Consider the following 23,040-nt stretch of genomic DNA (forward strand, 5'->3'; position numbering starts at 1 on the left):
GCGCTTCTTCGATGTTGCTCTTCTGGCGTCCGGGCGCGCCGCGATCCGTCCCGAGCCGGGCACCTGCCCGGATGCCCGGCGGACGGGTTGCGCATTTTCGGCGCTGGCCCCGGCCCGGTCGCGCTGCCACGCTGGCGTCATGTCCGATGTGGAGCTTATGGGCGATCAGGCGGGGCGGCTGGCCGCGACGATGGTGGCGCAGCTGCGCGAGCTGGTCGAGTGCGAGTCGCCGCCGGGCGCGCTGCCGCAGCTGGGCGCCTGTGCAGACCTGCTGGCTGCCTGGGGCACGGCGGTGCTGGGCCGCCCGCCCCGCCGGGTGGTCCGCGACGGGCTGCCGCACCTGCTGTGGGCGGCCGAGGACCAGCGGGTGCTGCTGCTGGGCCACTACGACACGGTGTGGCCGGCCGGCACCGTCGAGCAGTGGCCGTTCACGGTGCGCGGTCCCATCGCGACCGGGCCGGGGGTGTGCGACATGAAGTCCGGCATCGTGCAGATGCTCACGGCCCTGTCGCTGCTGCCCGACACCTCGCGGGTCGGCCTGTTGCTGACCTGCGACGAGGAGACCGGCTCGGTCACGTCCCGCTCGCTCATCGAGCAGCAGGCGCTGCGCTCCCGGGCAGTGCTGGTCGGCGAGCCCAGCACCGAGGACGGAGCGCTGAAGGTGGCCCGCAAGGGCGGCTCGATGTACCGCATCGCGGTGCGCGGCCGCGCCGCCCACGCGGGCGTGGAACCGCACCGCGGCGTCAACGCCGCCGTGGAACTGGCCCATCAGGTGCTGGCCGTGCGCTCGTTCGCGGCCGGCGACACCAGCGTCACCCCGACGGTCCTGTCCGCGGGCACGATGACCAACCAGGTTCCGGAGTCGGCGGTGTTCTGCGTCGACGTGCGTGCCTGGACCCGCGACGAGCTGGAACGGGTGGACCGCCTGGTGCGTGCCATGACCCCGCTGCTGCCGGAGGCCGTGCTCACCGTCGGCGGCGGTCTCAACCGCTACCCGCTGCCCGAACAGGTCGCCCTGCCGCTGCTGGACCTGGCCCGGCAGGCCGGACGCCGGCTCGGCCTGGCCGAGCTGCGCGGCGCGCACGCCCCCGGCGCGTCCGACGCCAACTTCACCGGATCGCTGGGGGTGGCCACCCTCGACGGCCTCGGCGGCGTCGGCGGCGGCTCCCACGCGCGCAGCGAGTGGGTCGACGTGTCCCAGATGCCGGCGCGGGCAGCGCTGCTGGCCGGGTTGGTCGCCGCCGTGCTGGAGCAGCCGCGCGGCCGGTCCCGGCGCGCGGCCGCCACGGGCGCCGCCACTGGATGATCCGTCCACATCGGTGTGTCGAAGGCCGGGTCGGCCTGCTCGCGGGCGACCGGCCGGTACGCTCCGGGCGGCCGTGTCGTGCGGCCCCGACCCGAAGCCGGAGGCGACGACCGCCATGTCTGTGACCACTCTGCCGAGCGCGGCACCGCCCCGTTTCGGCGTGGAGGAGGAGTTCCTCGTCGTCGACGCGGTGACCCGCGTCCCGGCGCCCCGCGCGGCCGAGGTCGTCGAGAAGGCGTCGGCGACGCTGGGCGCCCGGGTGTCCGGTGAGATCACCACGTTGCAGCTGGAGACCCGGACCGATCCGTGCACCACGCTGGCGGAGCTGGCAGGCCAGCTGCGGCAGGCCCGCCGGGTGGCCGCGGCCGCCGCGGAGGCGACCGGGTTGCGGCTGATGTCCGCCGGCTCTGCGGCCGTCGCCGGTCCCGTCCCGCCGCCGATGACCACCGGACCCCGCCAGAGCCGAGGCATCGCCGCGTTCCGTGGCCTGCACGACGAGCTGGCCATCTGCGCCCTGCACGTGCACGTCGAGCTGCCTGACCGCGACCTGGCCGTCGCCGTGTCCAACCACCTGCGGCCCCACTTGCCGGTCCTGCTGACGCTGACCGCGAACTCGCCGTTCTGGGCCGATCGCGACACCGGGTACGCCAGCTGGCGCACCATGACCTGGCCGCGCTGGCCGGTGGCGGGTCCGCCACCGCGCTTCGACTCCGCCGCCCACTACGACCAGGTGGTCGACACCCTGCAGGAGGCCGGTGCGCTGGTCGACCGGGGCACCGTCTTCTGGGACGTGCGCCCCTCGGCCGCCCACCCGACGCTGGAGATCCGGGTCGCCGACGCGGCGCTGACCGCAGACGAGGCGGTGCTCTACGCGGTGCTGGTCCGGGCTCTGGTGACCCACCTGTCGGCGGCCGCCGGGCGCGGCGAACCCGCCCCCGACGTCCCCGGCGAGCTGCTGCGCGCCGCGTACTGGCGGGCGGCCCGCGACGGTCTGGACGGCGAGGGCCTGGACCTGGCCACCGGACGGCTGCGCCCGGCCGCGGACCTGGCCCGCGCGCTGGTGGCCCTGGTCGAGCCGCAGCTGCGCGCCAACGGCGAGCACGAGCACGTCACGGCGGCCCTGGACCGCCTGCTGGCCGACGGGTCCGGCGCGCGCCGCCAGCGCTCGGCCGCGGTGCACGGCGGCCTGGCCGGGGTCGTGGACTACGTCGCCGAGCAGACGGTGCGCTGACCCGGAACTGGGCAATCCGGCGTAAGCGCGGCCCGTGGTCGGTGGGCGATGCTGGAACGGCAGCGATCCGACCCCGGGAGGCCCCCGTGCACGCCGTCGCCACCGTCCCGTTCCACCTGGACCGCCTCGAACCGGCGGAGATGAGCCGCACCGCCCGCGACTTCGCCGACCGGATGGCCGCCCGCCGCTCGGTGCGGCAGTTCTCGCCCGAGCCGGTGCCGATGGACGTCGTCGAACAGGCCGTACGCGCCGCCGCGACCGCGCCCAGCGGCGCCAACCTGCAGCCGTGGCGTTTCGTGGTCATCACCGACCCGGTGCGCAAGCGGGCGCTGCGGCACGCGGCGGAGGCCGAGGAGCGGGAGTTCTACAGCCGCCGCGCGCCGCAGGAGTGGCTCGACGCGGTCTCCGGCATGGGCACTGACTGGCACAAGCCGTTCCTGGAGACCGCTCCCGTGGTCATCGTCGTGTTCGAGGTCCACCAGGGCCCGCACACGCCCAAGCCGTACTACGTCAAGGAGTCGGTCGGCATCGCCGTCGGCATGCTGATCACCTCCCTGCACCTGGCGGGGCTGGCCACGCTCACGCACACGCCGAGCCCGATGCGCTTTCTCAACGAGATCTGCGAGCGCCCGGCCGAGGAGCGGGCGTACGTGGTGATGCCCGTCGGCCGTCCCGCCGACGGGGTCACCGTGCCCGACCTGTCCCGCAAGCCGCTACCGGAGGTGCTGGTCCACCGCTGAGCGCCCCAGGTCCGCGGCGAAGAACTCGTGCAGGGGGCGGACGTGCCGGTCCTCGCGCCGCCACTCGGCCAGCAGGTCCTCCAGCAGGTGCAGCTCGGCCACCAGCTCGCCGCCGCGGTACCGGCGGATCACCGGGTGGATGAACGCGCTCTCGGCGGCCCGGTCGGGCTGCGGGTGCCGCTCGATGGCGAACACGTCGCCGTACTCGTCGCGGCCCCACCGCAGCCCGAACGTGTACAGGTGCGGCTCGTCGCCGAAACGTTCGACCGCGTGGTCCTCGGGCAGGTCGTGGTAGTGCCGCACCGGCCCGCCCGCCGGGTCGACGACCAGCGCGTCGACGAGGAACTCGAACTGCGTCCACAGGGCCGAGCTCCAGTTGACCCGGTCCAGCACGGCCGCCGTCAGCGCCCCGGCCTCGGCGGCCACCTCGTCGTAGGGCAGCGGCACGCCGTCGTACCGCTCCTGGAGCAGCCGGGTCAGGGTGCGCAGGTTGTACCGGAAGCCGTCGATGAACGCCGAGGACGCCTTCTTGAAGTCCCGGTCCTGGGCGAGGGTGCCGGCGAAGTAGAGCCCGTCGACGTCGGCGGACTGCCAGTCGGGCCGGGTCACCGGCATGCGGCCGTTCGGGGTCATCCGGGGCCGGCAGCCGTCGCCGAAGACGGACGTGTCCATCGCGAAGCCGGTGCAGCGCAGCACCGACTCGTACTCCATGACCGCGGTCTCCCCGTCGGCGTGGGTGTAGGTCAGGTGCACCTCGAAGCGCTCGCCGACCGGGCGGATCTCGTCGATGACGCAGTCGAGCACCGAGTGCAGCGTCTTGAACTGGTAGCTGTCCAGCACCGCCCCGTGGTGTCCGCGCACGTCGCCGGGGTGTTTGGTGTTCCAGGCCAGCCGCAGCGGCCGCGGGCTCGCCAGGTGGATCATCGCGGCGTGGCCGAGCAGCGCCGACGCGGTCTCGAACGCCGAGTTGCCCTTGCCGAGGATCAGCACCCGGTGGTCGGCGTAGTCGGCGGGATCGGTGCTCATCGCCTCGTACCCGACGGCGTGCTCGATGCCGGGCACGTCGGGAATGTTGGGCCGGCCCCAGCCCGTCGCCACGATCAGGCACCGGGCCGAGACGGTCCCGTCGGCGGTGTGCACCGTGAACCCGTCGTCGGCGCGGTCGATGCGCCGGACGTCGGTGTCGTAGCGGACGTTGAGCTTGTGGTGGCGGCCGAAGTCGGCGAGGTATCGGACCAGGTCGTCGGCGTGCGGGTAGTACTCCCGGCTGTAGTCGGCGAACGGCAGGTCGGCGGGTTCGTGCAGCAGCGAGTTCCAGTCCCAGCGCAGCCGGATCTCCGGGTCGGTGCTGACGGAGTGGACCTTGTTGAGGGAGATGAGCTTGCGGTGGCGCGGGTGGTGCCGGAAGAAACCGGCGGGCTCCGATGCCCGCTCCAGGGTGAGGTAGTCGGCTCCGGCCTGCTGGAGGTAGTAGCTCAGCTGGAGCCCGGCGGGTCCGGCGCCCACGATCACGTACTGGTGGCGGACCTCGGCCGGTGCACTGTCTGTCATGGACACTCCTGTGAAAGGGATGCCTTGACCTTTCATTACTCATATGGATACGTCAATCGGCTCGGCCTGGCGTGTTGCGCGGTGGCGGCCCGGTTCGCCACATACAGCCCATATCATGGCAAGGTGGGCGAGGTGCCGGAGGAGACCGTGCGTGAGCTGTACACGGCCCTGCCTGATGGGTTCACCGCAGCGCGTGACGCGGCGGCGACCGCGGCCAAGGCGGCCGGGCACGCCGCGCAGGCCACGGCGATCAAGCGGCTGCGCCGGCCCACGGTTGCCGCGTGGCTGGTCAACCTGCTGGCCCACCGGGCGCCCGAGCGCATCGCCGAGCTGAGCGCGCTGGCCGCCGCGCTGCGCGACGCCCAGCGGCAGCTGCGCGGCGCGGACCTGCGGGCGCTGACCGTGCAGCGCCGCGACTTGCTGTCGGCGCTGACCGAACAGGCCGCAGACCTGGCGGTACGCGCCCAGCCCGCGCGGAGCCCGGCGAAGCTCCCGCTGGCCGAGGTCGAGCAGACCCTCGCCGCCGCGCTCGCCGACGACGACGTCGCCGTCCAGGTCCGTGCCGGGACTGTCACGAAGGCCGTGTCCTACACCGGGTTCGGCGCGGCGTCGCCGCTCGGCGACGAACCCGATGACAATGAACCCTCAGGCGAAACCGTGCACACGGCCCGCCGCACGGCAGCCAGGACCGCCGTGCGGAAGAGTCCCGCCGCGCCTGCCGCGCCTGCCGCGCCGGTCGAGGCGGTGGCGGCAGTGGCGGCACAGCGGGTCGCCCGCACGGCTGCGCCGCCCGCTGTGCCGGTCGGGCTGCGGCGGGAGCTGGCCTCGGCGCGTGAGGCCGAACAGCGGGCGCGGGACGAGGTGGACCGGGCCCGGGCGGCCGAGACGGCGACCGCCGATGAGCTGGCGCAGCTCAGGACGGCGCTGGCGGCGCTGGAGGAGCGGCGGGCCAGGGCGCAGCAGGAGGCGAACGGGCAGCGCGCGGCCCGTACGGCGGCGGATCGGGCGCTCGCGGCGGCCGTGCGCCGCACCGCGAAGGCGCAGGCGGCGATCGACGCCCGCGCGGCGAGGTCATGACAGCGGCCCGGTCCAGGGCCGGGCTCGGCACACAGCAGGAGGAGCAGGCGATGTTCGGCAGGACACGGGCGTTCTCGGGGTTCTCGGTCGACGACACCGACCAGGCGAAGCGGTTCTACGGCGAGACGCTGGGCCTGGAGGTCACCGATCTCGGCGGCGGCATGCTGCGGCTGGAACTGGCCGGCGGCGGCCAGGTGCTGATCTATCCGAAGCCCGACCACGAGCCGGCGACGTACACCATCCTGAACTTCCCGGTGACGCACCTGGAGGCCGCGATGGGGGAGCTGGCCGAACGCGGCGTCGAGTTCGAGCGGTACGACACCGACGACCTGAAGACCGACGGCGAGGGGGTGTCCGACGCCGACACGGGTCCGCGGATCGCCTGGTTCAAGGATCCGGCGGGCAACATCCTGTCGGTGCTGGAGGAGGACTGACCCCGCGTACCTCTGGCGGGGCCGCCCGCGGGCCATTACGGTGACGCCCCAGGACGTGTCACCGGCGGCGGCTGCCAGACGGGGAGATTCGCATGGCCGGGGCGGGACCGGGCGTGGCCCGTCGTTCGATCGTGGGCGGGCTCGTGCTCGCGTTGCTGCTGCCGCTGGCGGCGTGCACCGGCGGCGTCCCGCGGCGCGAGGACGAGCGGCCGGTGCTGTCGCCGGAGCAGACCGCGGCCGCGCTGGCCTCGCCGGATCCGGCGGAGCGCCGCCGCGGGGCCTGGTCGGTGCTGGCCAATCTGGGCGTGGCCGTCTACACCCCGGCGGGCGAGCCGGTGCTGGCCGGGGTGCGCCCGGGTGCGGACGGCGTGCACGTGCTCCTGGCGCAGGTGGACACGCTCGCCGACATGGCGGGCACGGCCCGCGAGCCGATGCTGACGTTCGCGCGGCGGCTTTCCGCGCTGGGGGTGCGGCGCGAGCCGGCCGAGCTGCTGGAGCTGTACCGCACGGCGTACTGGCAGGCCCGGGACAGGTGGCTGGTGCGGCTGTTCCAGGCGCGAAAGGTGGACTTCGCCGGGGACGGCGAGCTGGGCCCGTCGGTCGACGCGCTGTCGGAGTGGCTGCTGCTGCTGGACGGGTTCGTGACCCCGGACGTGGCGGCGCGGGTGCCCGAGCGCGCGCCGATGGGCGCCGGTCAGCGTGCCGCGCCGGAGGCGGCGGGCTGGGGTGTGGTGTACGCGGCGGGCGGCGGGGAGCTGTCGCTGGGTGGCGCGCCCGCGATGGCGTACGCCCAGGCGATGTTGCGCTGGCAGGATGTGCGGATCCGGATTTCGCCGCAGACGGCCCGGCTGGCCCAGGGTGCGGGCGGGCCCGGTGACGCGCTGGACGTGGTGGCGACGGTGGACACGGCGCAGGCCGCGGCGGCCGGGTTCGGGCCCCAGCCGCTGTTGACGGCGAACGCGGCACCCGGCGTGGTGGAGGTGGCCTGGTTGCCGCCTGCGCAGCTGGCCGGGCATGTGGAGTTGGGGGAGGGCGGCTGGTCGCCGCGGCGTGCCGTCACCGACGCCGCGGGCCGGGCGACGGCGCGGTTGCGGGCCGCCGCGGACCCGGGCGAGCCGGCCGATCCCGAGCGTGCCGTCACCGGGGTGCTGCAGGCCGCGCCGATGGACAACCTGGCGCTGTTCCGCGCGGTGTTCGCCGGTGCGCCGGAGGGCCTGGCCGCGTTCCTGGCGCCGATGCCGCGGCAGGCGGGCGCGCTGCCGGTGACCGTGAGCTGGCACGGCAAGGAGGACTGCGCGACGTTCACCGACGGCGAGTGGACCGGCACTGCGACGGTGTCGGGCACGCTCCGGGTGGCCGGCGCGACGCTGCGGCCGGTCGGCGGTGATGTGACGTTCCGGCTGGTCGTTGCCGGTGGCAACGTGGTCGACGGCGAGGTGGGCCAGCTGACCGAGCTGTCCGGCAAGGCAGGCGGCAAGCAGGTCGCGGCGACGCTGGACGGCGGTGGCCGACCGGCGGGCTCCGCCGCGGCGGCGAGCCTCGCGTACACCGGCAGCACCCTGGAATGGGGTGTCGGCGACCGGCCGGTCACCACGACACGGCTGGCGGTCGACGGGCGGTTCACGCCGCGGGCCGGTGACTGCTCGACGCTGACCGGTGACCTGTCGCTGTCGGTTCGCGGAGCGCGAGCCGCCGACGGGATCTCCGGCACCCTCACGGCAGGGTTCACGGCCACCAGCGCCGGATGAGGGCAGGCTGCGGCCGCACGGTCGACGGTCGCACTGTACGATGTGGACCGTTCTCGAACATGTGTTCTAAAACACACACCGTATATTAACCGACTACTGGTTGACACCAAAGTGATGCATCTATATATCCTGCTAGTGCGCGGATAACCAGTGGTTTGATTGGCGGCCTTCGGGCAAACCGCTGGTTTTGCCGGTGTGCTCCACCACGTCCGAACCGGGTGCGGGCCCGGACCGGGCGAATGCCGGCTCCGCGCAGCTCACCACTGCGATGACGGAGGCGGAACAATGTCAGACAGTCCAGGAGCGACCACCACGGCCAGCGCGTACGACCTCATCGGCGGCGCGCCGTCGGTGCGCGAGGCGGTTGACCGGCTCTACACCTACCTGCTCGCCGACGAGCAGCTCGCCGACTACTTCGACGGGATCGACCTGCCCAGGCTCAAGAGCCACATGGTCGCGCTGCTCACCCACGTGCTCGGCGGCCCCACCGGCTATCCGGTGGAGAACCTCGGCCCCGCGCACGCCCGGCTGAACATCAGCGCGGCGCACTACGAGCGGGTCGCGCAGTACGCCGCCGGGGTGCTGTTCGAACTGCACGTCCCGATGGACGTCATCCTCCAGGTCGGACAGGTGCTGGCCAGCGTGCAGCCCCTGATCGTGGCCGAGCCGGCGGCGGCCTGAGGATGGACGCCGCGCGCCTGCAACGCAGCTTCGCCGTCGTGTCCGCACACGGCGACCGTGCCGCCCAGCACTTCTACGCCTTCCTCTTCGTGGCGTACCCGGAGCTGCGCGACCTGTTCCCGGTGTCCATGGCCGGCCAGCGGGACAAGCTGCTGCAGGCGCTGGGGCACGTCGTGTCGCACGTCGACCGGCTCGACCAGGCCGTGCCGTTTCTGGAAGGGCTGGGCCGCGATCATCGCAAGTTCTCGGTGGTCGGGGCGCACTACGGACAGGTCGGGCAGGCGCTGCTGGCCACCCTGGAGCACTTCCTGGGCGACCAGTGGACCGACGACCTGGCCGCACAGTGGTCGGCGGCGTACGACCTGGTGTCGGGCACCATGCTGCGGGCGGCCGAGCACGCCGCCCGCAGCCAGCCCGCCTGGTGGACCGCGGACGTGCTGGAGCACGAGCGACGCGGCCCCGACCTGGCCGTGTTCACGGTGCGCCCGACCATGCCGCTGACCTACCGGCCCGGACAGTCGGTGGCACTGGAGTGCCCGCTGCGGCCGCGGGTCTGGCGCTTCCTGTCGCCCGCGAACACGCCGCGGGCCGACGGCACCATCGAATTCCACGTCCGCGCCCAGTCCGGCGGCGAGCTCAGCCCGGCCCTGGTGCATCAGCTGCGCGAGGGCGACCAGGTGCGGCTCGGGGCGCCGGTCGGACGGCAGCTCACCCTCACCCCCGGTGGCGGCCGGGACCTGCTGCTGATCGCCGCGGGCACCGGCCTGGCCCCGATGCGGGCCCTGGTCGAACAGGTCGAGGTCGAGACCGCCGCGGGTGTGCCGGCCCGGTCCGTGCAGCTGTTCGCGGGCGCGCGCAGCGTCGGCGACCTCTACGACCTGCCGACCCTGCGCGGCCTGGCGGCGGCGCACCGCTGGCTGAGCGTGCTGCCGGTGACGCCGGAGGAGCGCGGCGGCGACGACGTGCTCGGCGCGGCGCTGCGCACCAGTCGGCTGGCCGAGCGAGAGGTGTACGTGTGCGGCCCGCCCGCGCTGGCCGGGCAGGCGCACGACGCGCTCGCCGCCGCCGGCGTGCCCGCCGCGCAGATCCATCTGGAGGACTACGACGGCACGCGTTACCTGCCGTCTCCGGAGCCCGCGGCGAGCACCGCCGCGGCCCGCTGACCACCGGCCCGATGACCCAGGGGGACAAGTGAGCACTGTCAGCGCGTACGAGCAGCCGGACCTGCGCAAGCGGGTGCCGCACACGCCGGAGTCGATCGTCCGGCACCACCTGCCCGACGCCACCGGGCGGCGGCGCGGCTACGACAAGGAGGCGGTGGACCGGCTGCGGCGCACGCTGGCCGAGGACGTCGACGCGCTCAACGCCTACATCGTGGCCCAGCAGGCGGAGCTGGACCGGGTCAAGCGGCTCGGGGACCGGCTGCAGCCCGTCGACCCGGCAGCGCGGGCCCGGCAGGTCGCCGCGGAGGCGGTCACCCTCACCGCCCGCGCGCAGGCCCAGGCCGACACCGTGATCGCGGCCGCGCAGCAGCAGAGCCGGCTCATCGTGGAGAGCGCGGAGAAGCAGGCCGCGCACATCCTGGAGGCCGCCCGCCGCGACGCCGACCGGGCCGCGGCCAGCTACCGCGCCAGCGCCGGGGTCGGGTACAGCCCGGACCGGGAGCGCCAGGCCCGCGACGTGGCGATGCTGGCGACCTGCCTGCGTTCGCTGGAGGCGGCCCGGTCGAACCTGCCCGCCATCGAGGCGCAGTTCGACGCGGTGATCATGGCGTTCGCGCACCAGCTGCAGCACCTGACTCCGTCGCCCGACTGAGCCGCGGACCGCCGACGATGTCGTGTCCAAAATGGAGTGAACATGACCGGCCCGGCCTGCCCGTCCGATGATGTCCAGATGCATGCACGATCCGTGTTGCCGATGTTCGCGCAGCGTTACAACCGCCTGCTGGACGCGATCCAGCCCGACGGGGTACGCCAGACCGACGAGATGGTCGCCCGTGCCGTCGACGTGTCCGCGCAGTACATCGGCATGCTGCGTACCGGCAAGCGCACCAACCCGGGCCACGAGCTGGTCGGGCGGATCGCGGCCCACTTCGGCGTGGACGTGGCCTACTTCCTCGACCCCGAACGGGCCGCGGCCGTCGACCGGGAACTGGAGCTGCTCGGCGCGCTGCGCGACACCAAGGTGCGCCGGCTGCTGCACCGGATGAACGGCCTGTCCCCGGCGAGCCTCGACCTCGCCGCCGAGGTCGTCGAGCGGCTGCGCCACCTGGAAGGCCTCTACGACGACGAGTAAACGAACGGTAACCTGCCCGTGGAACACTTCGGCTCGCGGCGGGCCACCGGAGCCGGCGCGACGGCAGTCATTGAGGCGGTCACGTGGCGGATCACACGGTGCACCGGCTCTCCACGCCGCTGGGCCTGACGGCGAACCTGACGATCGGCGCGCTCGTGCATGTGCTCGCCGCGCTCGTCTACGGTTCGCTTTCCATGCTGCTGCGGCTGGAGGGCTGCGACAGGGCGGGCGGGCTGGCCGCGGGCTGGGTGCTAGCCGTGCTGCTGGACCTGCTGCTCGGCGGGGTGCTGCTGGCGGGCGCGCTGCGCCGCACCGACGGCAACCGGTGGGCGGTGCTGGCCGGCTGGGCGGTTAGCCTGGTGCCGTTCGTGGCGCTCGCGGGTATGGCGATGAGGTATCTCGCGACCCTGCCCGGCAGCTGCGCCTAGTGCCGGCGGACGAGGTCGGGCGGCTGGCGCGCGCGTCGGGCTACGCGGCGGCCGATCCGCTGGCAGTGGGGATCTCGCGCCGGGGGCTGCCGCCGGTGTTCGTGTGCACAGGCCGCACGCCGACCGGGCAGCCGGTGTGCGAGGACACTCCCGTCTACGCCGCCTCGCTGTCCAAGCAGGTCACCGCCGCGCTGGTCGCGCTGGTCATGCGCCAGGGCGGCCTGGCCGTGGACGAGCCGCTGTCGCGGCGGCTGCCCGAGCTGCCTGGCTGGGCGGAGTCGGTGCGCCTGCGTCACCTGCTGCACCACGCCGGCGGCCTGCCCGGCGACGACTCGGTCGACCGCGCCCTGACCGGAGACCGGACCACGGCCGGTGTGCTGGCCGCGCTGCGCGCGCTGCCCGAGCCCGCACTCCCGCCCGGCACCGCGTACGCCTACTCCAACGCCGGTTACGTCTGCCTCGCCGAGGCGGTGCGGCGGGCCGCCGGGACCGACCTGCCGGCGCTCGCCGAGGAGCTGCTGTTCAAGCCGCTGGGGTTGACGTCGACCCGGTTCTGGGACGGCCCGGAGCCGTGTCCGCCGGGGGCTGAGCCGCTGTCGCCGGCCCATCCCGCACCGCTGTCGCTGGGCGACGGCGGCGTCTGGAGCACCACCGGAGACCTGCTGCGCTGGGCCGATGCGCTCAACGACGGGCAACTCGGGGTCAGCGGGCTGCTGCAGGCGCCGGGCCGCCTCGACGACGGCACGACGCTGGACTACGCGTGGGGCATGGGGGTGCGCCGACGCCACGGGCTGACGGTGTACCGCCACGGCGGCGGCTGGCCTGGCGTGCGCGTCTTGTCGGCCAGGGTGCCCGACCGCGGGCTGAGCATCGTCGTCACCGCGATCGGCGACGACACCGAGCGCGCGGCGGCGCTCACCGACGGCCTGCTCGACCTGCTGCTGAGCTAATACCGGGTTTGACTTATATAAGCGAGGGCTGTAGCTTCGGTCCGTGCACGCCTTCGACGTACTCGGGGACCCGGTCCGGCGCCGGATCCTCGAACTGCTGGCCGGCGGGGAGCGGGCGGCCGGGGCGCTGACCGAGGTCGTCCAGGCGGAGTTCGGCATCTCGCAGCCCGCGGTGTCGCAACACCTCAAGGTGCTGCGCGACAACGGCTTCGCGACCGTGCGCGCCGAAGGAACCCGCCGGCTGTACACGGTTGACACCACCCCGTTAAGGGAAGTGGACAGCTGGCTGGACCACTTCCGCGGGTTCTGGAACCAGCGCCTGGACGCGCTGGGCACCGAACTCGCCCGGGGCCGCCGGGAACGCCGCCTGCCGGCACGACAGGACAAGGAGAAGCCCGATGAAGGACATCACCGAGCAGCTTGAGGCGATCCGGCGCGAGGTCGCCCGGCGCGACGGCGACGCGGGCGAGACGGTCGCCGTGCTGGTGCGACGGACCTACCAGGCCGACGCCGACGACGTCTGGGACGCGATCACCAGCAAGGAGCGCCTGCCGCGCTGGTTCGCCCCGGTCAGCGGCGACTTCCGCGAGGGCGGCAGCTTCCAGGTCGAGAACATGGCCTCCGGCGACATCCTGCGATGCCGCCCGCCGGAGCTGCTGCGGATGACATACGGCGGCCCGACCAGCATCGTCGAGGTGCGGCTGACCCCATCCGGCGCGGACGCCACCGACCTGGAGGTCGAGCACACCGTGCCGATCGAGATGGCGGGCAGCGGCGCGGGCGCGCTCTACGTCGGCCCCGGCTGGGACCAGGGCCTGCTCATGCTGGCCCGCCACCTCGGCGGCGAGCCGACCGACGACCCGCTCGCCGACCAGAACTCCCTGGCCGGGCAGGAGTTCTCCCGGCGCTCCATCCAGGCCTGGGCCGACGCCATCCGCGCCGCCGGCGCCGCCACCGAGGACGAGACCACCGCCGCGGTGACCGCGGCCGCCACGCACTTCGCCCCTGACCTCTGACGGTCGCTGCCCCACGCGCCGAAGATCGACGTCCTATCATGCGTGAATGACTGATCGCCCCGTCGCCCTCATCACCGGAGGCGGCGGCGCCATCGGCGCCGCCTTCGCCCGACAGCTCGCGGCCCGCGGCTACCACCCCGTCATCGCCGACCTCGATGCCGAAGCCGCGGCCACCGTGGCCGCCGAGGTCGGCGGCACCGCCCATGGCCTCGACGTCAGCGACCACCAGGCCAACCGGGATCTCGTCGACACCATCCTGAGCAGGCACGGCCGCCTCGACACCGTCTGCCTGCACGCCGGCGTCCCCACCGGGCAGCGCGCCACCGAACCCCTCGACCTCATCCGCTACCGGCGCGCCACCGCGGTCAACATCGACGGCGTCGTCTTCGGCATCGACGCCGCGCTGCCGGCCCTCAGCGTCCGCGGCGGCCACATCATCGTCACGTCCACCCTCGCCGTCCTCGACCCGAGCCGGGCCAACCCCCTCTACACGCTGACCAAGTCCGCCGTGCTCGGCTTCGTCCGCGCCCTGGCCAACCCCCTCAAGCCGCGCAACATCACCATCAACGCCCTGTGCCCCGGCTTCGTCGACACGCCGATGCTCGTCGCCCTGCGCCCGCTGCTGACCGAGCAGGGCTACCCCCTGCTCACCCCCGACGACGTCGCCGCCGCCATGGGCCACGTCATCGACACCGCAAGCACCGGCGACGCCTGGGCCCTCGTTCCCGGCCAGCCGCCGACCCGCTACGAATACCTGCCCATCCCGCCGTCGCTCATGCCCGACGGCACCCCCGCGCCCGAGCTGCAGCTTCCCGCGCCTCTCGCGCCCACGCCCACGACAGGCCGAGTCTGATCGACAGCCGGCCGTAGGCCCGTCCTCAGGTCGCCGCGCCCGCTGCCGCCGTCGCGACGAGTCAGCCCACCACCAGGCGCAGCGGCCGCTGCTGTGGGCTGTTCAACCGGTCGAGGGCGGCGGAGGTCGCCGCGTCGGCGGGCAGGTAGACGAGCAGGCGCTGGTCGTCATCGGCGGACAGCTCCAGCGTCTCGTACGCCAGCCGGAGCACGCCGACCTCGGGATGGTCCAGCCGGAGGGCGCCGCTGGCCCTGCCCGGTGTGGGCACGGCGTCGACCCGCCGGGCGAAGGCGTCGCCCGCGGTGACCGTCAGCTCGTCGGCCAGTGCGGCCATGTGCGGGTCCGCCCGGAACGGACCCTGCTTGAGCGCGGCGACCAGCTCGTCGGCGACGTGGCCCCAGTCGGGGTAGGCGGTGCGGGCCCGGCTGTCGGTGAAGACGAACCGGGCGAGGTTCGGCAGCGCCGCGTCCAGCATGCCGATCGGCCGGGCCAGCCGGTCGTAGCCGGCGGTGTGGGCGACGATGTCGCTGAGCCGGTTGAGCAGCACCGCCGGGGTGGGCTCCAGGCGGTCGAGCAGGGCCTGCACGGTGGGACGCACGGTGCGCGCCGGGGTGGTGTCGCCCCGGCAGTTGAAGCCGGGGTCGGCCGCCTTGGTGAGCCGGTGCAGGTGGACTCGCTCGCGGGCGCTCAGCCGCAGCGCGTCGGCCAGCGCGGACAGCACCTGCGGGGACGGCCTGCGGTCGCGTCCCTGTTCGAGCCGGGTCACATACTCCACGCTGACGCCGGCCAGCGCCGCCACCTCCGAGCGGCGCAGCCCGGCGGCCCGCCGTCGGGGCCCGGTGGGCAGTCCCACCTCGGCCGGGGTGACCGCTTCACGGCGTACCCGCAGGAACAGTCCGAGCTCGTTGTCGCTCACCGTTCGAACCTAACAGCGTGGGCGTCGCGGATGGTGTCCCTGCTGCTACCAGCCTCAGCCCGGCCTTCCTGACGGCATCGGCCCCGGCCAGAGTCGTGGCAGGAAACAACTGCCGTCTTCGGGAGCGTGAGAAGTCATGAGTCGTACAGTCGCGATCATCGGCGGAGGTTACGGGGGATCGGCGGTCGCCAAGGCGCTGGACGCCGAGGCTGACGTCGTGCTCATCGACCCCCGCGACGCCTTCGCCAACTCGGCGGCGTCACTGCGCGCCCTGGTCCGGCCCGACTGGGCGGGCAATATGTTCTTCCCGTTCGACACGCTGCTCGCCCGGGGCCGGGTGATCCGCGACCGGGTGGTCTCGGCGGACCCGGGCGGCGTCATCCTGGCCTCAGGCGCGCGGGTCGAGGCGGACTACCTGGTCCTGGCCACCGGTTCCAGCTACGCCTATCCGGCCAAGCCCAGCGCCGACGCCACCGGCGAGGCGCTGGACGACCTGCGCCGGACCCACCATGAGCTGAGCGGCGCGCAGCGGGTGCTGATCCTCGGGGCCGGGCCGGTCGGCCTGGAACTGGCCGGGGAGATCAGGGAGGTCTGGCCGGACAAGCAGGTGATCGTCGTCGACCCGACCGAGCAGCTGCTGCCCGGCTTCGGGGCGGAGCTGCGCGAGGACCTGCACCGCCAGCTCAAGGAGGCGGACATCGAGGTGCGGCTGGGCGCCGGCCTGACCGCGCCGCCGTCGACCGGGCCCGGTCTGGCCGCGAGCTTCACCGTCGCCACCACCGGAGGTGGCGAGATCACGGCCGACATCTGGTTCCGCGCCCACGGTGTACACCTCAACACCGACTACCTGGCCGACGGCCGGCTCACCACCCGTACCGCGCAGGGGCAGGTCCGGGTCACCGAGACCCTCAACGTGCACGGGCACGACCACGTGTACGCGGTCGGCGACATCACCGACCTGGCCGAGGCGAAGATGGCCGCGTACGCGATGCGCCATGCCGAGGTCGTGGCGCAGAACATCATCTCGCGGTTGCGCGGCGAGCAGCCCACGGCCGGCTACCGGCCCGCGGCCGACCCGATGATCCTGCTCCCGCTCGGCACGCGCGGCGGCGTCGGTCAGTTCGCCACACCCGACGGGCCCGCGGTCGTCCCGGCCGCGACGGTCGCCGAGTACAAGGGGACCGACCTGTTCACCGGCCGCTTCGCCGAACTGTTCGGCACCGCCTGAACCGTTCAGCGGGCGAAGTCCCAGCGGGTCGCGCCGTGGGGCTCGGCGGTGGCCACGCCGACGGCGGTGTGCAGGGTGAGGCGGTACAGGTGCCAGGGCGCGGGGCCCCGCGGGTGGCGCAGGCACGGCTGCGGCAGCGGCGAGCGTGGCCGGACTAGCCTGGCCTCCATGCCGGAACGTCACTCGCACTGCTCCTACTGCGGCAGCGCCTTCCCCGCCGACCTGGCCTGGCCCCGCCGCTGTGCGGCCTGCGAGCAGGTCAGCTATGTGAATCCGGTGCCCGTCGCCGTCGCCGTGCTGCCGGTCGGTGACGGGCTGCTCGGCGTGCGGCGCATCATCCCGCCGGGGGCGGGCCGGGTCGCGCTGCCGGGCGGTTTCATCGATCTCGGTGAGTCGTGGCAGGCGGCGGTGGTCCGCGAGCTGTGGGAGGAGACGGGCATCCGCGCCGACGAGGCCGACGTGCGCCTGTACGACACGCTCAGCGCTCCGGACGGCACCCTGCTCGTGTTCGGGCTGCTGCCGCACCGCGAGGTCGCCGACCTGCCCGCGCCGGTCGCCAACGCGGAGTCGGCGGGCTGGGAGCTGGTCACCGCCGCCACCCCGCTCGCGTTCAGCCTGCATACCGCGGTCGCGGGCCGCTACTTCGGCGAGGCCGGCGCACCACCGAACTGACGGACTTTTGTCGATCTATCTAAAAGTTCGAACATTTGCAGTAGAAGATATGGACACGGTGTGGGAAAGCTCGTAACGTGTGCGACACCCAGCCGAGTCCGGCCTGATCAAGGTCGATCGGCCCGGTGCGTCATCGCCCCGGTGGCCGCCGGCGCACCTGCGATGGCGTCTCGATCCTGATGAATCGGAGGCCGTCATGGCAGGCCATTCGCGTCGCGCGGTCGTGGCGGGCACGGCCGTGCTGGGCGCGACCGCACTGCTGGCCGGCTGCTCCGGCGGGGAAGGTCCCCCGGCGGCGCAGACGCTCGCGGGCGACGCGACCGACCTGAGCGCGGCGCCCGGCAGGCGGGTCGTCATCGGTTTCTCCGCGCCGGCGGCGGATCACGGGTGGCTGGCCGCGATCACCAACAACGCCCGGCGGCAGGCGCGGGCGCTGCCGGACGTGGAGTTCAAGATGGTGGCGGCCGGTGCGAACGCCGCCGCGCAGCGGGCTGCGCTGTCCACCCTGATCGCCGAACGGCCGGACGTGATCGTCGTGCTGCCCTACGACGGCAAGGAGCTCAACGGGTTCGGGGTGGAGGCGATGCGGGCCGGCGTGCCGGTGGTCAACCTCGACCGGGCCTTTCCGAACCCCGCGGCGTTCCGGCTGCAGCTCAAGGGCGACAACTACGGCATGGGGGTGGCGGCCGCCAGGTACATCATCTCGCGGCTGCGGGCGCGGAAGGTGGAGCGCCCGGTCATCGGGGAGATCGCCGGGTTGGACTTTCTCGAACTGACCCAGGAGAGATCCCGGGGGTTCAAGGACACGCTGGCCGAGGCGGGGTGGTCGGTCGCCAACCGGCGCGCGGCCGCGTTCACGGTGGATTCGGGCCAGCGCGAGGCCGCGCACCTGCTCCAGGCGCTGCCGCACGTGCACGCCCTGTGGAACCACGACGACGATCAGGGTGTCGGCGTGCTGGCCGCCGTCGAGGCCGCCAAGCGGGGCGAGTTCTTCATGGTGGGCGGTGCCGGATCGCGGCAGGCGATGCAGACGATCAAGGCGGGTGGCACGGTCCTGGAGGCCACGGTCACCTACAGCCCGTCCATGGCGTCGTCGGCGATTCTGCTGGCCAGGCTGATCGCCCAGGAGCGGGGCCTGTCCGATCTGGCCGAACTGGCCGTCCCCAGGGAGATCGTGCTGGCCTCGGAGACGATCACCAGGGACAACGCCGACGCCTATCTCCACTTCGGATTCTGACGCGCTGTCCTACCGGTGGCATCTTTTGCATGATCGGACAGAAGTCAGGGTGGTTTCGGCGAAACCTCTGGACGTCATCGATGCGAGCCCATAACCTCACGACGACTCACCGGCGTGATCGGCGCACGCCCTGTTGGTACTCGTACTGCAGGAAGAGAGCACCGATCCATGCGCCTGTCCACCGCCCCTGCCGGCGTCTCATCCGGGGGAGCCGGCAGTGCCCGTCACTGAGCAGCCCGCCGTCCGGTTCTGGACCAAGCCGCTGCCTCTGCCGCACCGCAGACCCCGGCGCAGCCTCCTGCACCGGGAGGGCGTCGCCGGCTACCTGCTGCTCACCCCGTGGTTGACCGGGCTCGCCGCGATCACCGTCCTGCCGGTCCTCTACTCCCTGGCCCTGAGCTTCACCGACTACAACGTCATCACCGGCGAGCTCGACTGGATCGGCCTGGCCAACTACGAGCGGATGTTCACCGCCGACCCCCGGTACTGGCGTGCAGTCCAGGTCACGGTCGTGTTCGTCGCCGTGTCCGTGCCCCTGAAACTGATCATCGCGATGGCGGTCGCCGCGCTGCTCAACGGCCGGCGGCGCGGCGCGGGCACGCTGCGGGCGCTGGTCTACCTGCCGTCCCTGCTCGGCGTCAGCGTGGCACTGGCCATCACCTGGCGCACCATGTTCGACACCGGCGGCGCGGTCAACCAGGTGCTCGGCGTCTTCGGCGTGCCGGACCGGTCCTGGGCCACCGAGCCGGACACGGCGCTGTTCACGCTCGTCCTGCTCGCCGCCTGGCAGTTCGGCGGACCCATGGTGATCTACCTGGCCGCCATGGGGCAGATCCCCGCCGACTACGCCGAGTCGGCCCGCCTCGACGGCGCGAGCCGGTGGCGGATCCTGCGCAGCGTCACCCTGCCCGCGCTCTCCCCGGTCATCCTGCTCACCGTGGTCATGGAGACGATCGCGGCGTTCCAGGGCTTCACCGCCGCCTTCGTGTTCGGCGACGGCGGCGGCGGCCCCGGCGACGCGACCCTGACATACACGCTGTACCTGTACCTGCGCGGGTTCGCCGGGCTGGAGATGGGCTATGCCTCGGCGATGGCCTGGGTGTTCCTGGTCGCTGTGGGAGCCCTCACCGGGCTCATCTTCTGGACCAGCCGCTGGTGGGTCCACTACCCGGGAGGCCGACCGTGAGCGTGCCCGCTGTCGCCCCGCCGCGCACCGGCCGACTCGCCCGTGCCGCGGCCACCATCGCCACGGTCGCCGTGGTGCTGGTCCTGGGCTACCCGCTGCTGTGGATCCTGGCCTCGTCGCTGCGGGCGGCGGGCGAGACGGCGACCGGCCTGAGCCTGTGGCCGCAGGAGTTCACCTGGTCGAACTACACCGCCGGCTGGTCCGGGAGCAACGGGGTCGGCTTCGGCAGGTTCTTCCTCAACAGCACCGTCGTGGCCGTCGGCGCGGTGGTCGGCAACGTCGTCACCTGCCTGCTGGCCGCGTTCGCCTTCGCCAGGCTGCGGTTCCCGCTGCGCCGCTTCTGGTATGCGGTCGTCATCGGCACGCTCCTGCTGCCGCAGCACGTCCTCATGGTCCCGCAGTACATGCTCTTCCGGGAACTCGGCTGGCTGAACACCCCGCTGCCGCTGATCGTCCCGAAACTGCTCGCCACCGACTCGTTCTTCATCTTCCTGATCGTCCAGTTCCTGCGGTCGCTGCCGGAGAACTACGACGAGTACGCCCGCACCGACGGCGCCAGCCCGCTGCAACTCTTCCGCCACGTGATCCTGCCGCTGAGCCGCCCGGCGATCACCGCCACCGCGATCCTGACGTTCATCTGGACCTGGAACGACTTCTTCCCGCAACTGGTCTACCTGCCGCTGGTGGAGGACTCCACGGCGCCCTCCGGGCTGCACCAGTACGCGATCGCGGGCGGGCTCAGCGCCCCGGGGCCGATGTTCGCGATGAGCGTGCTGTCCCTGCTGCCCGTGCTGCTGTTCTTCGTCGCCTTCCAGCGGCTGCTCACCACGTCGACCACGACCGGCCGGATGGCGGCCCACCTGCCGCGTCCGCGCGGACGCCGGTGACGGCGGCGTAGTCGGCAGCGGTCGGGTTCGCGCGAGGCCGAACCCGGCCGCTGCCGGTCACGCACCCGTGCCGGCGTGGAACCGGTGGACCGCGCCGGCGGTGCGGGCCTGCTCGGCGGCCCAGACCACGCGGTGGCTGGCCAGGCTCGCGGCCGCGTCGGAGTGCAGCGCGGACGCGTCGCCGCTCGCCACGGCCTTGAGGAAGGCGTCCATGATGCCCTCGTCGCCGCCGCCGTGGCCGTCGCCGGCGGTGCCGCCGGCCAGGGTGCCGGTGTCGACGGTGTGCTGCTCACCGGTGCGGAAGTCGGTGACGTGCAGCAGCCGGCCGTCGCCGTCGACGTAGCCGTGGGTGCCGAACAGCCGGGTGCGCCGGTGCTCCATGGGCGTGAACGCGGTCATGGTGAATGTGCAGGTCGCGCCGTCGGGGAACTCCATCGCCACGACCTGGTGGTCGACGACGTTGTTGTCGCTGCCGTAGACGCAGCGCCCGTACGGGCCGGTGCGCAGCGCGGCGTCGATGCCGGCCTCGGTGTGGTCGGTGGTGACCGCGGACAGCGGCCAGAACTCGCGGGCCGGGTCGCCCAGGCAGGAGCGGTACAGCCGGGGCGCGGAGTAGGGGCAGGTCTGTTCGAGGGGGCAGTCCAGGCAGCGGTCGGCGGCCTCGGCCGGGCGCTGCTCGGACCGGAAGTGGGCGAGCCCGCCGAACGAGCTGATCCGGCTGGGCGCCGCGCCGATCAGGTAGAGCAGCCAGTCGATGTCGTGGCAGGACTTGGTGAGCAGCAGCGGGGCGGAGGTCTCGGCGTTGTTCCAGTGGCCGCGGACGAACGAGTGCGCGAAGTGCCACCAGCCGATCGGCTCCAGGTGCTGGACGTTGACCAGCTTGCCGATCGCGCCGCTGTCGAGCAGCCCTTTCAGGGCCCGGGTGTAGGGCGTGTAGCGCAGCACGTGGCAGACGGCGAGCATGACCCCGGCCGCGTCGACGGCGGCGGCGATGCGCAGCGCGTCGGGCTCCGTGGTGGCCATCGGCTTTTCCAGGAGTATGTGATAACCCAGTCCGGCGAAGGCCACGGCCGCGTCGGCGTGCATGCGGTCCTGGGTGGCGATCACCGCGGCGTCGCCGAGCCGCCCGGCGGCGGCGAGCTCGGCCCAGTCGGTGAACACCTGGTCGGCCGGCACGTCGAACTCGGCGGCGAAGGCCGCGCGCCGGTCGGGGTCGGGTTCGGCGACGGCCACCACGCGGGCCGCCCCCGTGGCGGCCGCGCGGCGGGCGTATCCGATGCCGCGCAGTCCGGCACCTGCCACGACCAGCCGCACCCCGTCTACAGTCATCTCAGCCATCCCCTGGAGGAGTTACTTTTGAAGGTCTCCATAATTAGTAACATGGCAGCGCGGTGTGCAAAAGGGGGCCGGTGGTGACCGAACAGCTAGCAGGCGGGGATCTCTCGCGGTTGCGGCAGCTCAACGCGCTCGCGGTGGTGCACGTGCTACGCGGCCGCCCGGCGCTGACACTGACCGAGCTGTCCCGCGACACCGGCCTGTCCCGGCCCTCGACCGAGGATGTGGTGCTGCAGCTGCAGCACCAGGGCTGGTTGGAGGAGGTGCAGCCCGCGTCCGGCGGGATGGGCCGCCCGGCCCGGCGCTACCGGTTCCGCTCCGACGCGGGCTGGGTGCTCGGCATCGACATCGGGGGCCACACCATCCGGGTGCTGGCCGCCGACCTGGACGGCGAGGTCAGGCACACGGTGCGCACGCCGGTGGCGATCACCGCGGGCCGGGCCGAGCGGCTCGCCGCGGTCGACGCCGCGGTCGCCGAATGCCTGGCCGCGGCCGGCCTGACCGGCGCGGACATCTGGGCGGCCACGGTCGGCACGAGCGGCCTGGTCGACGCGGCGGGCCGGGTCGTGCTGTCGGTGGCGTTCCCGGAGTGGACCGGCGTGCACCTCGCCCAGCATGTGGGGCGCCTGGTCGGCGGCACGGTGCTGGTGGAGAACGACAGCCGGCTGGCCGCGCTGGCCGAGACCTGGCGGGGCGTGGCCCGCTACGCCCAGCACGTGGTGTACCTGCTGGCGGGCCTGCGCACCGGCACCGGCCTGATCATCGACGGCCGGCTGCACCGCGGCTTCGCGCAGGCAGCGGGCGAGATCGGGGCGCTGCCCGAGCTGGGCTGGATCCGCGCGCAGGAGCACCTGCGCTCGTGGACCGGCGCGCCCGCCGGCACCGACCCCGACGACCTGGCCGGCTACGTGTTCGCCAGTGCCCGCGAGGGCGACCGCAAGGCGGTGGCCGTGGTGCGCCGCTACGCCAAGGAACTCGCGCTGGGCGCGTCCGCGCTGGTCCTGGCACTGGACCCGCAGTTGGTGGTGCTCGGCGGCGGCTTCTCCCGCTCCGCGGACGTGCTGCTCGACCCGCTGCGCCGGGAGATCGAGAAGCGTTGCGTACGCATCCCGGAGATCGTCACCTCGACGCTCGGCGACGAGGCGGTGGCGCTCGGCGCGGTGAAACTCTCGCTGGAACATCTGCAGGAGCATCTGTTCGACGTGCGCACCGGGTTGGCTGCACCCGTCCGACCTGCACGTTGAGACATCGGCATGCCGCAGGGCGGGG

General features: G+C 73.2%; 25 protein-coding genes. 21 read left to right on the plus strand and 4 right to left on the minus strand.

The genetic code is table 11. The features are described 5' to 3' along the window. Positions 1-139 precede the first annotated feature (139 nt). The 3 genes from F6W97_RS28580 (at position 140) to F6W97_RS28590 (ending at position 3,277) form a co-directional block, all read left to right on the plus strand. Entirely contained in the window at positions 140-1,306 is a 1,167-nt protein-coding gene (locus F6W97_RS28580; RefSeq protein WP_155373650.1) for a M20/M25/M40 family metallo-hydrolase, read from the plus strand. Between the two features lie 115 nt (positions 1,307-1,421). Next, positions 1,422-2,537 carry a carboxylate-amine ligase gene (locus tag F6W97_RS28585; RefSeq protein WP_155373651.1) on the plus strand — a complete coding sequence of 372 codons (1,116 nt, stop codon included), beginning with the start codon at positions 1,422-1,424 and terminating at the stop codon, positions 2,535-2,537. Positions 2,538-2,677: 140 nt separating this feature from the next. Next, positions 2,678-3,277 (plus strand): nitroreductase family protein, encoded by a 600-nt coding sequence (locus F6W97_RS28590; protein WP_155373935.1) that lies wholly within the window; start codon positions 2,678-2,680, stop codon positions 3,275-3,277. Here the strand turns inward: F6W97_RS28590 and F6W97_RS28595 are convergent. Next, positions 3,251-4,828 (minus strand): NAD(P)-binding domain-containing protein, encoded by a 1,578-nt coding sequence (locus F6W97_RS28595; protein WP_155373652.1) that lies wholly within the window; start codon positions 4,826-4,828, stop codon positions 3,251-3,253. The genes F6W97_RS28590 and F6W97_RS28595 overlap by 27 nt on opposite strands. 123 nt (positions 4,829-4,951) lie before the next feature. Between F6W97_RS28595 and F6W97_RS28600 the strand changes: the two genes are divergently transcribed. The 12 genes from F6W97_RS28600 to F6W97_RS28655 all read left to right on the plus strand — a co-directional run bounded on the left by F6W97_RS28600 (position 4,952) and on the right by F6W97_RS28655 (position 14,310). Next, complete coding sequence (locus F6W97_RS28600; protein WP_155373653.1) at positions 4,952-5,905, plus strand: hypothetical protein; 954 nt, start codon at positions 4,952-4,954, stop codon at positions 5,903-5,905. Positions 5,906-5,955: 50 nt separating this feature from the next. Further along, positions 5,956-6,339, plus strand: a complete 384-nt coding sequence (locus F6W97_RS28605) for a VOC family protein (RefSeq protein ID WP_155373654.1) — start codon at positions 5,956-5,958, stop codon at positions 6,337-6,339. A 92-nt stretch (positions 6,340-6,431) separates the two neighbouring features. Beyond that, on the plus strand, positions 6,432-8,087 hold the full coding sequence (locus F6W97_RS28610) for a hypothetical protein (protein WP_155373655.1): 1,656 nt from the start codon (positions 6,432-6,434) through the stop codon (positions 8,085-8,087). 285 nt (positions 8,088-8,372) lie between these two features. Continuing rightward, positions 8,373-8,768: a group I truncated hemoglobin gene (locus F6W97_RS28615; protein ID WP_155373656.1), complete on the plus strand. Its 396-nt coding sequence runs from the start codon at positions 8,373-8,375 to the stop codon at positions 8,766-8,768. Between the two features lie 2 nt (positions 8,769-8,770). Beyond that, positions 8,771-9,931: a globin domain-containing protein gene (locus F6W97_RS28620; protein WP_155373657.1), complete on the plus strand. Its 1,161-nt coding sequence runs from the start codon at positions 8,771-8,773 to the stop codon at positions 9,929-9,931. A gap of 28 nt (positions 9,932-9,959) precedes the next feature. Beyond that, positions 9,960-10,583 (plus strand): hypothetical protein, encoded by a 624-nt coding sequence (locus tag F6W97_RS28625; protein ID WP_155373658.1) that lies wholly within the window; start codon positions 9,960-9,962, stop codon positions 10,581-10,583. A 78-nt stretch (positions 10,584-10,661) separates the two neighbouring features. Next, positions 10,662-11,063: a helix-turn-helix domain-containing protein gene (locus F6W97_RS28630; RefSeq protein WP_155373659.1), complete on the plus strand. Its 402-nt coding sequence runs from the start codon at positions 10,662-10,664 to the stop codon at positions 11,061-11,063. 83 nt (positions 11,064-11,146) lie between these two features. Beyond that, positions 11,147-11,491: a hypothetical protein gene (locus F6W97_RS28635; protein WP_155373660.1), complete on the plus strand. Its 345-nt coding sequence runs from the start codon at positions 11,147-11,149 to the stop codon at positions 11,489-11,491. After that, entirely contained in the window at positions 11,491-12,441 is a 951-nt protein-coding gene (locus F6W97_RS28640; protein WP_196279373.1) for a serine hydrolase domain-containing protein, read from the plus strand. Before F6W97_RS28635 ends, F6W97_RS28640 begins: the two co-directional genes overlap by 1 nt. A 43-nt stretch (positions 12,442-12,484) precedes the next feature. Next, a complete protein-coding gene (locus tag F6W97_RS28645; RefSeq protein ID WP_155373662.1) occupies positions 12,485-12,865 on the plus strand; it encodes an ArsR/SmtB family transcription factor in 381 nt (126 codons plus the stop codon). Continuing rightward, positions 12,840-13,457, plus strand: a complete 618-nt coding sequence (locus tag F6W97_RS28650) for an SRPBCC domain-containing protein (protein ID WP_155373663.1) — start codon at positions 12,840-12,842, stop codon at positions 13,455-13,457. Before F6W97_RS28645 ends, F6W97_RS28650 begins: the two co-directional genes overlap by 26 nt. Positions 13,458-13,503: 46 nt before the next feature. Then, a complete protein-coding gene (locus tag F6W97_RS28655) occupies positions 13,504-14,310 on the plus strand; it encodes an SDR family NAD(P)-dependent oxidoreductase (RefSeq protein ID WP_155373664.1) in 807 nt (268 codons plus the stop codon). A 61-nt stretch (positions 14,311-14,371) separates the two neighbouring features. On the opposite strand, the gene F6W97_RS28660 is transcribed toward F6W97_RS28655, so the two are convergent. Then, positions 14,372-15,226 carry a helix-turn-helix domain-containing protein gene (locus F6W97_RS28660; protein WP_155373665.1) on the minus strand — a complete coding sequence of 285 codons (855 nt, stop codon included), beginning with the start codon at positions 15,224-15,226 and terminating at the stop codon, positions 14,372-14,374. A gap of 136 nt (positions 15,227-15,362) precedes the next feature. Between F6W97_RS28660 and F6W97_RS28665 the strand changes: the two genes are divergently transcribed. After that, positions 15,363-16,454, plus strand: coding sequence for an NAD(P)/FAD-dependent oxidoreductase (locus F6W97_RS28665; RefSeq protein ID WP_155373666.1), 1,092 nt, complete (start codon positions 15,363-15,365; stop codon positions 16,452-16,454). Positions 16,455-16,459: 5 nt separating this feature from the next. Here the strand turns inward: F6W97_RS28665 and F6W97_RS40980 are convergent, their stop codons facing one another. Further along, complete coding sequence (locus F6W97_RS40980; RefSeq protein WP_230687058.1) at positions 16,460-16,624, minus strand: hypothetical protein; 165 nt, start codon at positions 16,622-16,624, stop codon at positions 16,460-16,462. On the opposite strand from F6W97_RS40980, the gene F6W97_RS28675 reads away from it, so the two are divergent. The 4 genes from F6W97_RS28675 to F6W97_RS28690 all read left to right on the plus strand — a co-directional run bounded on the left by F6W97_RS28675 (position 16,623) and on the right by F6W97_RS28690 (position 20,436). Next, positions 16,623-17,126, plus strand: coding sequence for an NUDIX domain-containing protein (locus F6W97_RS28675; protein ID WP_155373667.1), 504 nt, complete (start codon positions 16,623-16,625; stop codon positions 17,124-17,126). The two genes, F6W97_RS40980 and F6W97_RS28675, sit on opposite strands and share 2 nt — an antisense overlap. Before the next feature lie 196 nt (positions 17,127-17,322). Beyond that, positions 17,323-18,363, plus strand: coding sequence for a substrate-binding domain-containing protein (locus F6W97_RS28680; protein WP_155373668.1), 1,041 nt, complete (start codon positions 17,323-17,325; stop codon positions 18,361-18,363). Positions 18,364-18,580: 217 nt separating this feature from the next. Beyond that, positions 18,581-19,549: a carbohydrate ABC transporter permease gene (locus F6W97_RS28685; protein ID WP_155373669.1), complete on the plus strand. Its 969-nt coding sequence runs from the start codon at positions 18,581-18,583 to the stop codon at positions 19,547-19,549. Further along, positions 19,546-20,436 carry a carbohydrate ABC transporter permease gene (locus tag F6W97_RS28690; RefSeq protein ID WP_230687059.1) on the plus strand — a complete coding sequence of 297 codons (891 nt, stop codon included), beginning with the start codon at positions 19,546-19,548 and terminating at the stop codon, positions 20,434-20,436. The genes F6W97_RS28685 and F6W97_RS28690 overlap by 4 nt, the downstream gene beginning before the upstream one ends. Before the next feature lie 57 nt (positions 20,437-20,493). Here F6W97_RS28690 and F6W97_RS28695 read toward each other — a convergent pair whose 3' ends face one another. Further along, entirely contained in the window at positions 20,494-21,765 is a 1,272-nt protein-coding gene (locus F6W97_RS28695) for a Gfo/Idh/MocA family protein (protein WP_155373670.1), read from the minus strand. An 83-nt stretch (positions 21,766-21,848) separates the two neighbouring features. On the opposite strand from F6W97_RS28695, the gene F6W97_RS28700 reads away from it, so the two are divergent. Further along, positions 21,849-23,015 (plus strand): ROK family transcriptional regulator, encoded by a 1,167-nt coding sequence (locus tag F6W97_RS28700; RefSeq protein ID WP_155373671.1) that lies wholly within the window; start codon positions 21,849-21,851, stop codon positions 23,013-23,015. Positions 23,016-23,040 lie beyond the last annotated feature (25 nt).

This window comes from Catellatospora vulcania (assembly GCF_009720385.1).
Lineage (GTDB): Bacteria > Actinomycetota > Actinomycetes > Mycobacteriales > Micromonosporaceae > Catellatospora > Catellatospora vulcania.

What these genes read in the sequence shown, in the direction of transcription:
- F6W97_RS28580 (WP_155373650.1), top strand. Translation starts at nt 140, where the DNA reads ATGTCCGATGTGGAGCTTATGGGCGATCAGGCGGGGCGGCTGGCCGCG.
- F6W97_RS28585 (WP_155373651.1), top strand. Translation starts at nt 1,422, where the DNA reads ATGTCTGTGACCACTCTGCCGAGCGCGGCACCGCCCCGTTTCGGCGTG.
- F6W97_RS28590 (WP_155373935.1), top strand. Translation starts at nt 2,678, where the DNA reads ATGAGCCGCACCGCCCGCGACTTCGCCGACCGGATGGCCGCCCGCCGC.
- F6W97_RS28595 (WP_155373652.1), bottom strand. Translation starts at nt 4,828, where the DNA reads ATGACAGACAGTGCACCGGCCGAGGTCCGCCACCAGTACGTGATCGTG.
- F6W97_RS28605 (WP_155373654.1), top strand. Translation starts at nt 5,956, where the DNA reads ATGTTCGGCAGGACACGGGCGTTCTCGGGGTTCTCGGTCGACGACACC.
- F6W97_RS28610 (WP_155373655.1), top strand. Translation starts at nt 6,432, where the DNA reads ATGGCCGGGGCGGGACCGGGCGTGGCCCGTCGTTCGATCGTGGGCGGG.
- F6W97_RS28615 (WP_155373656.1), top strand. Translation starts at nt 8,373, where the DNA reads ATGTCAGACAGTCCAGGAGCGACCACCACGGCCAGCGCGTACGACCTC.
- F6W97_RS28620 (WP_155373657.1), top strand. Translation starts at nt 8,771, where the DNA reads ATGGACGCCGCGCGCCTGCAACGCAGCTTCGCCGTCGTGTCCGCACAC.
- F6W97_RS28630 (WP_155373659.1), top strand. Translation starts at nt 10,662, where the DNA reads ATGCATGCACGATCCGTGTTGCCGATGTTCGCGCAGCGTTACAACCGC.
- F6W97_RS28650 (WP_155373663.1), top strand. Translation starts at nt 12,840, where the DNA reads ATGAAGGACATCACCGAGCAGCTTGAGGCGATCCGGCGCGAGGTCGCC.
- F6W97_RS28655 (WP_155373664.1), top strand. Translation starts at nt 13,504, where the DNA reads ATGACTGATCGCCCCGTCGCCCTCATCACCGGAGGCGGCGGCGCCATC.
- F6W97_RS28665 (WP_155373666.1), top strand. Translation starts at nt 15,363, where the DNA reads ATGAGTCGTACAGTCGCGATCATCGGCGGAGGTTACGGGGGATCGGCG.
- F6W97_RS28675 (WP_155373667.1), top strand. Translation starts at nt 16,623, where the DNA reads ATGCCGGAACGTCACTCGCACTGCTCCTACTGCGGCAGCGCCTTCCCC.
- F6W97_RS40980 (WP_230687058.1), bottom strand. Translation starts at nt 16,624, where the DNA reads ATGGAGGCCAGGCTAGTCCGGCCACGCTCGCCGCTGCCGCAGCCGTGC.
- F6W97_RS28680 (WP_155373668.1), top strand. Translation starts at nt 17,323, where the DNA reads ATGGCAGGCCATTCGCGTCGCGCGGTCGTGGCGGGCACGGCCGTGCTG.
- F6W97_RS28695 (WP_155373670.1), bottom strand. Translation starts at nt 21,765, where the DNA reads ATGACTGTAGACGGGGTGCGGCTGGTCGTGGCAGGTGCCGGACTGCGC.